The sequence below is a fragment of the Telluria sp. Soil_C_11 genome (assembly GCF_057657395.1).
In genome coordinates this window covers 176,940-186,559 of sequence record NZ_JBDGIN010000009.1, presented here as the reverse complement: position 1 = coordinate 186,559, position 9,620 = coordinate 176,940, and the positions used below count along the sequence as shown (strand labels likewise).

Sequence of the window (9,620 nt, the reverse complement as noted above, 5' to 3'; positions counted from 1 at the left end):
AGCCGCCTTTACCGTCCAGGTATTGCTGTACCACCGAGAGCTTGAAACGCTCATCGTATTTCGTCATGAAAAAACCCAAAAGTTGGTGTCCAACTTTCGGGGTTCAGTTCACAGACGTGAGCGACAGGCAGCTTTTCGCACCACGCGGCCACGAAGTCGGCCAGCGCTCGGGTTACCCGGGCGTGGCGATCAAGCCAGCTGACGCGCTCGGTCCGCGTTCCGCACTGACTGCACCGCAGACGCCTGATCGGCACACGCAGCCACACGGGTTGCCCCAGCATAGGGAGTTCACGAATGACCCGCACTCCTGCTTCGTGGACCCGATAGCAATGGTGACCACAGCCACTGCATACCATCGGCGCTGATGGACAGCGTCGCAGCTCGATCCACACAGCGCCAGATCGGCGCTCCAATTTTGATGCAATAAAGCCTTCCCAGAACGGGAGCTCGAGATTATGATCCGTCATGAAAGCGGTAAGTTGAGTCAGGTTTTGTTGGTCGCACAACAAGTCTAACTCTTCTTTACCGCTTTCTTCGTTTACCGCTTACTTCCCGCTAATCCGTGAAGAACCAAAAAAAAGCCCGCTACGGGAGCGGGCTGAATCTATCCTTGGAGGAGAATAGAGGAGACAGGAAGCATGATGCTGCATCGCAAAAAAGAAATCCAATTTATATTTGTAATGACCGTTATTAATCGCCTAAATAGCACAGCAGAGGCCGCTTGAACACTTGTCGGGGTGCGCACGCTTGGTGCACTGGGGAAAATGCTCTAGGATAGCAAGATGATCACGAGTCTCCCGCTGCCCTCTGCATTGCCCGAAGTGCCGTATTTACGGTCGGCGCTGCCCGCTGCCTGTCCCACCCCTGTCTTCGTTTCCTGAGCCGGCCGATGCACCGTCACCCGAGCCCATCCCCGAACCGAGGACTACGCCGCCGCCTGGCCGGCTGGGCGCTGCTGTGCGCCGCGGCCTTGTGCGCCGAGCATGGCCTGGTGGCGCCGGCGCAGGCCGACAATGCCGCCACCAGTCCCGCACTCGAACGGCGCGTGAAGGCGGCCTTCCTGTATAAATTCCTTGGCTACGCCGAATTCCCGCCCGGCGCCTTCGCCGATCCGGCCAGCCCGGTCACCATCGGCGTGATCGGCGCCGACGACCTGGCGGCCGAACTGGCGCGCATCGTCAGCGGCCGCACCGTCAACAACCGGACCATCGCGGTGCGCGCGCTGCGCGAGTCCGAGCTCGGCACCCCGGTGCACCTGCTGTTCATCGGCGGGGCCGATCCGGCAAGGGTGGGGCGCATGGTGCGCGCGGCCGGCAATGCGATGCTGGTCGTGACCGAATGCGACGGCGGCCTGCAGCAGGGCAGCGCGATCAATTTCCGCATCGTCGACGAGCGCGTGCGCTTCGACGTGGCGCTGGACGCCGCGGAACGTAACGGCATCAAACTCAGTTCGCGCCTGCTGACGGTGGCGAACCGGGTGCAGAAAGGAGCGCTGCAATGAGCTGGACCATGCGCATGCGCGATAGCGGCTCGGTCCGCCGCAAACTGATCCTGATGGCGGTCTCGACCACCCTGGCGGCACTGGTGGCGGCATCCTGCGCGATGCTGCTGGTCGACCTGCGCGCCTTCCAGCGCTACTGGACCGACGACCTGATGACCCAGGCCGACATCATGGCGCGCGTGACCGCACCGGCGCTGGCCTTCAACGACGACGAGACGGCGCGCCAGAACCTGGCGGTGCTGAGGGTGCGCCCGCAGATCCTGGCGGCCGCCATCTATACCAGTACCGGGAGCCGGTTCGCCGGCTATGTCGCGCCGTCGGCCTCCGGCGCCGCGCTGCGCCTGCCGGAGCGGCCGCAGGCCTCCGGCTACCGCATCGAGGGCAGCGAGCTGGTGGTGTTCCGCAACATCGTCGAGAACGGCGACATGGTGGGCACGGTCTACCTGCGCGCGCGCTATGGCCTGTTCGACCGGCTGCTCAGCTACGGCGCGATCCTCGGCGCGGTGATGCTGGGTGCGCTGGCGGTGGCCTGGCTGGTGGCGTCGCGCCTGCAGGAAGCCATCACGCGGCCGCTGGAAGCCGTCACCGACGTCGCGCGCCAAGTGATGCAGCGGCGCGACTTCAGCCTGCGGGTGCCGGGCAAGGAAAAGGGCGAGATCGGGGTCCTGATCGACGCCTTCAACGACATGCTGGCCGAGCTCGGGCGCCGCTCGCACGCGCTGCAGGAAGCGAATGCGACCCTGGAGCACGAGATGCAGGTGCGCGAGCGCGCCGAACAGGCCCTGATCGTGGCCGACCGCCGCAAGGACGAATTCCTGGCCACCCTGGCGCACGAGCTGCGCAATCCGCTGGCGCCGATCCGCACCGGCCTCGACATCCTGCGCCTGCGCAGCGGCGACGCCCAGGCGACCCAGCGCGCCACCGATATCATGGAACGCCAGCTGCGCCAGATGGTGCGCCTGGTGGATGACCTGCTGGACGTGTCGCGCATCAATACCGGCAAGTTCACGATCAAGTCCGGCCGCGTCGAGCTGAAGGCGGTGGTCAACGATGCGCTCGAGGTGGTGCGCCCGTATATCGACCTGCACGGCCACGAGCTGCAGATCGACCTGCCGGACCGCCCGGTGTTCCTGAACGGCGACGCCACGCGCCTGGCCCAGATCCTGTCGAACCTGCTCAACAATGCCGCCAAGTACACCAACCGCGGCGGGCGCGTCAGCCTGAAGGCGACGGTCGAGGACCGCACCCTGGTGCTGGTGGTGGCCGATACCGGCATCGGCATCGAGCCCGAGATGCTGCATACCGTGTTCGAGATGTTCGTGCAGGTCGATTCGACCCTCGAGCGCTCGACCGCCGGCCTGGGCGTGGGCCTGTCGTTGGCGCGCAAGCTGGTGGAACTGCATGGCGGCAGCATCGAGGCGCACAGCGCCGGCCTGGGCCACGGCAGCCAGTTCGTGGTGCGCCTGCCGATCGTGGTCGATCCGGAACTGCCGGCCAAGCCGACCCCGGCGGCTTTCATCGGCGGGGAAACCTACCGCATCCTGCTGGCCGACGACAATGTCGATTTCGTGAACAGCATCGGCGCCCTGCTGACGGCGATGGGGCATAGCGTGGTGATCACGCACAATGGTCCGGACGCGCTGGCGGCCGCCAAGCGCTTCTGCCCGGATTACGCCTTCCTCGACATCGGCCTGCCGCAGATGTCCGGCTACGACCTGGCGCGCGGAATCCGCGGCCTGTCATGCGGGGCGATGACGGTGATGATCGCGGTGACCGGCTGGGGCCAGGAAAAAGACCGCCAGCTGGCCTTCGAAGCGGGCTTCGACCACCACATGGTCAAGCCGGTGCGCTTCGAGCAGATCGAGGAAATCCTCGGCAACCGCAGCCTGATCAAGAAGCTGCGGACGTAAAAAAAGCGGAGGCGCTTGCGCGCTTCCGCTTTCAATTCCGTCCGGACAGACGCTGGAACTTATGCTGCCTGGTTCGCTGCCTGCTTGCGGCGGCGAGCCAGGAAGCCCAGGACGCCCAGGCCGGCGATCATCATGCCGTAGGTTTCCGGTTCCGGAACCGGAGCAGTCGGCGACATCATCACGGCGCCACCAAAGGATGCGCTGGCGTCGGACACGATGTTGCCGCTGACGAGGACGTAGTAGTTACCCATAGTCAGGTTGTCGGTGGACAGGGTCCACACGTCGATATTGCCCGACTGCAGCGAGGTGCCCGACGTGACCAAGGTGCCGGTGCCGCTGCCGTCGCCGCCAGCAGCGCGATACAGGGACAGGCCAGTAACGTCAAGGCCGGTATCTGCCGTGTGGCTGATCGAGGAGATGATGGCATCGAAGTCCATGCCGGAGGTGCTGTTCACCGAGAAGGTGAAGCGGTCGGAAAACATGGCGCCATTGTTATTGACGCCGAACGTATCGCCAAAGAAGCCGCTACCGGTGGTCAGGTCCAGAACCTGCGGAGTGTTGCCCACCATTACCGGAGTGGTGGTTTGTGCCATGACGGCGGAAGAACCCAACGTTGCGGTAGCTAACACGATACCAGCGATCAGAGATTTTTTCATTTCTTACCTCGCAAAGAAACAGCCGCGTCCTGCAGCTTGGTTTTCAAGAATCGGGGAACTTCATCCTAACAAAACGTCGCTGAAGTGCGCGAAAAACGGCTTTTGTGTGCGCCTCTGATGAGAAATGTGCTGGTGTTCAATTATTTCTTTTCGGATTGGCGATTTACCCTGTTCTCATAGAGGAGAGCGGTGCATTTGCATTGACGAATAGAAAAAATTGGCAGAGTTGTCAGGTATTTGTAGGATCGGTCCTACTTGAAGACGCGCGCAACTCCTCTGCTGAGTTTATTTCCGTTAGCGAACTTTTATTGAACGCTCGGCAATAAATTTTCCTGTAGGGAGCGCTTGTGGAGAGGGGGATATGGCTGGGCCAAAGAAAAATGGCCCAGAAATCGCTTTCTGGGCCATTCGTCTTGAATTGTTGGTGCGGCTGGCAGGAATCGAACCCACGACCCCTTGGTTCGTAGCCAAGTACTCTATCCAGCTGAGCTACAGCCGCCCGATGCACGCATTATAGCGCAATTTTGCCATTTGGCAAAGGATCACGCGGCGAGCCGACAGACGGGTCCGAATTGGTCGGAATCGGCTGACAGTATGCTTGTGAAATTGGTTAATAAAAGAAAAATGGCCCAGAAATCGCTTTCTGAGCCATTCGTCTTGAATTGTTGGTGCGGCTGGCAGGAATCGAACCCACGACCCCTTGGTTCGTAGCCAAGTACTCTATCCAGCTGAGCTACAGCCGCCCGAGGCACGCATTATAGCAGCGTCTTTGCGAATGGCCAAGTGCATCGTCGGACCCGGTTCCGACTCCAGGGCAGGGTGCCTGGCCCTGGCCGCGATGAGGATGGGGCGGAAAAGAAAAATGGCCCAGAAAGCGAAAACTTTCTGAGCCATTCCTCAAGTATAACTGGTGCGGCTGGCAGGAATCGAACCCACGACCCCTTGGTTCGTAGCCAAGTACTCTATCCAGCTGAGCTACAGCCGCCCGAGGCACGCATTATAGCAGTCCTTCCAAGATTGGCAAAGTCCCCATGAAAGCGCGTAAATAACGGGAACAGAGCGATGCCGGAACAGGGCGGAGCGCACAAAAGAAAAATGGCCCAGAAAGCGAAAACTTTCTGAGCCATTCCTCAAGTATAAGTGGTGCGGCTGGCAGGAATCGAACCCACGACCCCTTGGTTCGTAGCCAAGTACTCTATCCAGCTGAGCTACAGCCGCCCGAGTCGCTATTATAGCAGCGGCATCCCTCAGGGGGAAGTCTTAATTTTTCTCAACATAGTGAGGGCTTCTGGTAGATTGAAGGCTGTACTCCGGAAAACTTCTTATGTTCCGTTTTTTCTCCGCCGTCGCCGCCTGCGTGCTGGCCTGCGCCTTCAGCCTGCCCGCCCAGGCCGGCGCACCGCGCAGCCTGCGCTTCGAACACCTGAGCCTGGAACAAGGGCTGTCGCAGGAAACCGTGAAGACGATCCTGCAGGACCGGGCCGGTTTCATGTGGTTCGGCACCCAGGCCGGCCTGAACCGCTACGACGGCTACCGCATCCGCACCTTCCGCAGCGATCCGGCCAATCCCGCCAGCCTGCCCGACAACTTCGTCCAGGCTTCCCATGAGGATGGGGAAGGGCGGCTGTGGTTCGGCACGCGCGGCGGCCTGGCCCGCTTCGACGAGGCCAGCCAGAAGTTCATCCGCTATCCTTTCGTGTCCGGCAGCGAGCAGGTGGCGCGCAACCGCGCCATCGCCGCCATCGTCGGGGACGGCGCCGGCGGGCTGTGGATCGGCACCGGCGACGGCCTGGTCCACCTCGACCCATCGAGCGGACGCTTCCGCGCCTTTCGCCATGCCGCGGGCGACCCGGCCAGCCTGCGCGACGACCGCGTCACCGCGCTGGCGCTCGACGGGCGCGGCGGCCTGTGGGTCGGCACCGGAGTCGGCATCGACTACCTGCCGGCCGGCGCCGCCAGCTTCGTCCATTACGATATCGACCCGCATGGCGGGGCCAAGCGCAATACCGTGCTGTCGCTGTCGATGGCCCAGAACGGCACCCTGTGGATCGGCACCGCCGCCGGCCTCGACGCCTGGCGCATCGGCGACGGCCAGCCGCAGCGCCGCCACATCGGCGCGGCCGAAGGCATGGGCGACAGCGGGATCCTGACGCTGTACCACGACGCCGGCAACAACCTCTGGGTCGGCACCGACCTCGACGGCCTGAAATGGCTGGACCCCGCCAGCCAGCGTTTCGTCGGCTACACCAACGTCCCGCTCGACCGCCACAGCCTGTCGGACAACCAGGTCAGCGCGGTGCGCGTCGACCGCACCGGCACGCTGTGGGTCGGCACCCTGTTCAGCGGCATCAACCGGGCCGACCTCGCCAGCGGCGGCTTCGGCAGTTTCATCCTGCTGCCGGGCGAGCCGGGCGAGAAATCCGCCACCCCCAGCCGCAAGATCAGGGCGATCGCCGCCGGCGCCGACGGCAGGCTGTGGCTGGGCACGACCGGTTCCGGGCTGATCCACCTCGAGCCGATCAGTGGGCGCGTCGAGCGCATCCGCCACGACCCGGCGCGGCGCGGCAGCCTGCCGGACGACACCATCACCGCCGTGCTGCCGGGCCGTGGACGCCTGTGGGTCGGCTCGCCGACCGGCCTGTCCTGGCGCGACGCCGCCAGCGGCAGGTTCACGGCCGTCCCGCTGGGCCGGGATTCGGCCGGCAACCACGTCCAGGACCTCATGCTGGACCGCTCCGGCAACCTCTGGGTGGCCACCCGCGGCGGCCTGTTCCTGCTGGACCTGGACGGTCACATCCTGAGCGCCTGGCGCCACGACCCGCTCGATCCGGCCAGCCTCGGCGAAAACTACGGCTTCGCCCTGCTCGAAGACCGCGCCGGCAACATCTGGGTCGGCACCGAGAACGGCCTGGAGCGCCTCGACCGCGCCAGCGGCACCTTCACGCATTACCGCCACGACGACAAGGATCCGGCCAGCCTGCGCCATAACCGCGTCTATTACCTGTACGAGTCGGCGCGCGGCGAGATCTGGGTCGGCACCGCGGCCGGCCTGCATCGCATGGAACACGGCGCCGCCGGACGCGTGATCTTCCGCTATTTTCCGGTGACGACCGGGCACGGCCCGGTGCCGATTGGCGGCATCCTCGAAGACGGCCGCGGCGAGCTGTGGGTCAGCACCACGGTCGGCCTGACCCGCGTCGACCCGGCAACGGGCGAGTTCAAGAGCTACAGCGCGAAGGACGGCCTGCTGGACGGCACCTATTTCGTCGGTTCGGCCGCGCGCGGCGCCGACGGCGAACTGCACTTCGGCGGCGTGAATGGCATGACTTCCTTCATGCCGGACGCGGTCCGCGACAATCCGTATCCGGCGCAACCCGTGATCACCGATTTCCTGGTGCAGAACCGCTCGCGCCTGCCGCACGGCGCCAGCGCGCCGGCGGAAGTCGCGCTGCCGCACCGCGATTCGGTGTTCACGCTGGAGTTCGCGGCGCTGCACTACGCCGACCCGCAAAGCAACCGCTTCGCCTACCGCCTGCTGGGTTTCGACGAAGACTGGACCGTGACCGACGCCAGCAAGCGCTTCGCCACCTACACCAACCTCGACCCGGGCCGCTACGTGTTCGAGGTCCGCGCCGCCAACAAGGACGGCCTATGGAGCGACGCCCCGGCGCGGCTCGGGATCACGATCGCGCCGTCGTTCTGGATGACCTGGTGGTTCCGCTTCCTCGCCACCTTCGCGCTGCTGGGCGGCGGCGTCGCCATCTACCGCCTGCGCATCCGCGTGCTGGTCCAGCAGACCGAGAGGCTGGAGCGCACGGTCGGCGCCCGCACCGCCGAACTGGTGCTGCAGAAGGAGGCGGCGGAACAGCAGAAGGAGGCGGCGCTGCAGGCACGCCGCAACATCGCGCTGCTGTCCGACATCGGGCGCGACCTGACCGCCAACCTGGACAGCGAAGCGATCATGACCAAGGTCTACGGCCAGGTGCGCCAGTTGATGCAGGCGCAGGTGTTCGCGATCGGCGTGGCCGGTCCCGGCCTGGAGCTCGACTATCCCTTCGTGAAGGAGGACGGGCGGCGCGTCGGCCCGTCGGAGGCGTGCAGCACGCGCGTGCTGGCACTGGGCCGGCGCTGCCTGGAAACCGGCGACGAGATCCTGATCGACGATCTCGACGCGGACGCTCCGCGCTGGATCGGCGACGTGGCCGACCGCCCGGGCGAGCGGCCGCCGGCCTCGCTGATCTGCGTGCCGATCCTGGTCGGCGCCCGCGCGCTGGGCGTACTGTGCGTGCAGAGCCGGACGCGCCGCGCCTACCAGCGCGTGCAACTCGACATGCTCAGCACCCTGGCCGCCTACCTGGGCGTGGCGCTCGACAATGCCGACGCCTACCGCCAGCTGAAGGATACGCAGGCCCAGCTCGCGGCCCGCGAGAAACTGGCCTCGCTCGGCTCGCTGGTGGCCGGCGTGGCCCACGAGCTGAATACGCCGATCGGCAACAGCCTGCTGATGGCCAGCACCCTGCAGGAAAAGACGGACATGCTGGCGGCGCGCTTCGCCCAGGCCAACCTGAAGAAATCGGAGCTGGAAGGCTGGATCGCCGCCGCCCGCGAAGCCAGCGCCCTGATCCAGCGCAGCCTGCACGGCGCGGCCGAGCTGGTGAACAGCTTCAAGCAGGTGTCGGTCGACCAGGCCAGCACCCAGCGCCGGCGCTTCGACCTGGCCCAGGTCTGCCATGAGATCGCCGCCACCATCATGAACCAGGTGCGGCGCGGCGGCCACGCCCTCGAGATCGAGGTCGCGCCGGGCATTGTCATGGACAGCTACCCGGGCCCGCTGGGCCAGGTCCTGCTCAACTTCATCAACAACGCGCTGCTGCACGCCTTCGACGGACCCGGCGGAACCATGGTGCTGGCGGCCGGCCTGTCGGGTGCCGACCAGGTGCGGATCGCGTTCCGCGACGACGGGCGCGGGATTCCGGCCGAGCACTTGTCGCGCATCTTCGATCCCTTCTTCACGACGCGGATGGGGCAGGGCGGGACCGGGCTTGGGTTGAATATTGCCTACAACATCGTTACCACGCTGCTGGGTGGGAGTATTCGGGTCGATAGCGGTGCAGGTGGCGGTACGGTGTTCATTGTCGATTTGCCGTTGCGGGCGGCGCAGACGCCGGAGTTGGGCTTGCCGATTTCTTCTTCATCATCGGTTCAGTAAGAAGGTAGCCGATTTAACTTCTATCTTCCTTCGATATGCATTCCGGGTAACAGTCTCTTTGGCTACAAATTTGCCGAGCAGGTCGAGGAAAGACACAAAATTTCCTGTGTGCAATTTCTGAAAATCGATATAGAATTAACCAACGTCAACATTCGTTGCAAATTCTAATATCGGAATTAGTATGCACATCCTTAAGCTAAGGCTTCAGCTCGTTCTGCGATTTAGCATCATCTTTTGCCTACTCTGCGCACCCTTCACTCACGCGGAAACCGTCGAGCCTCGGTATATTGGTACAAACAATCAAGGCATGTGGCCCACGGTTTTCGACGCCAAAGACTTCTTGA

At 64.1% G+C, this 9,620-nt stretch carries 5 protein-coding genes and 4 tRNA genes; 3 read left to right on the top strand and 6 right to left on the bottom strand.

All coding sequences use genetic code 11. The features are described from left to right. Window positions 1–50: 50 nt before the first annotated feature. Window positions 51–356 carry a transposase family protein gene (locus AC3A6M_RS16800; RefSeq protein ID WP_487853870.1) on the bottom strand — a complete coding sequence of 102 codons (306 nt, stop codon included), beginning with the start codon at window positions 354–356 and terminating at the stop codon, window positions 51–53. Between the two features lie 533 nt (window positions 357–889). Between AC3A6M_RS16800 and AC3A6M_RS16795 the strand changes: the two genes are divergently transcribed. Beyond that, window positions 890–1,501: a TOL_0243 family YfiR-like periplasmic protein gene (locus AC3A6M_RS16795; RefSeq protein ID WP_487853867.1), complete on the top strand. Its 612-nt coding sequence runs from the start codon at window positions 890–892 to the stop codon at window positions 1,499–1,501. Then, window positions 1,498–3,411 carry a sensor histidine kinase, YfiR-like protein-associated gene (locus AC3A6M_RS16790; RefSeq protein WP_487853866.1) on the top strand — a complete coding sequence of 638 codons (1,914 nt, stop codon included), beginning with the start codon at window positions 1,498–1,500 and terminating at the stop codon, window positions 3,409–3,411. Before AC3A6M_RS16795 ends, AC3A6M_RS16790 begins: the two co-directional genes overlap by 4 nt. A gap of 59 nt (window positions 3,412–3,470) precedes the next feature. Here the strand turns inward: AC3A6M_RS16790 and AC3A6M_RS16785 are convergent, their stop codons facing one another. The 5 genes from AC3A6M_RS16785 to AC3A6M_RS16765 form a co-directional block, all read right to left on the bottom strand. After that, window positions 3,471–4,067, bottom strand: a complete 597-nt coding sequence (locus AC3A6M_RS16785; RefSeq protein WP_487853865.1) for an FxDxF family PEP-CTERM protein — start codon at window positions 4,065–4,067, stop codon at window positions 3,471–3,473. A gap of 422 nt (window positions 4,068–4,489) precedes the next feature. Continuing rightward, a tRNA-Arg gene (locus AC3A6M_RS16780) sits at window positions 4,490–4,566 on the bottom strand. Window positions 4,567–4,733: 167 nt separating this feature from the next. After that, window positions 4,734–4,810 (bottom strand) — tRNA-Arg (locus tag AC3A6M_RS16775). Between the two features lie 165 nt (window positions 4,811–4,975). Then, window positions 4,976–5,052, bottom strand: a tRNA-Arg gene (locus AC3A6M_RS16770). 156 nt (window positions 5,053–5,208) lie between these two features. Further along, window positions 5,209–5,285, bottom strand: a tRNA-Arg gene (locus AC3A6M_RS16765). A gap of 106 nt (window positions 5,286–5,391) precedes the next feature. Here AC3A6M_RS16765 and AC3A6M_RS16760 point away from each other — a divergent pair. Beyond that, on the top strand, window positions 5,392–9,276 hold the full coding sequence (locus tag AC3A6M_RS16760) for a two-component regulator propeller domain-containing protein (protein ID WP_487853864.1): 3,885 nt from the start codon (window positions 5,392–5,394) through the stop codon (window positions 9,274–9,276). Window positions 9,277–9,620: the final 344 nt, after the last annotated feature.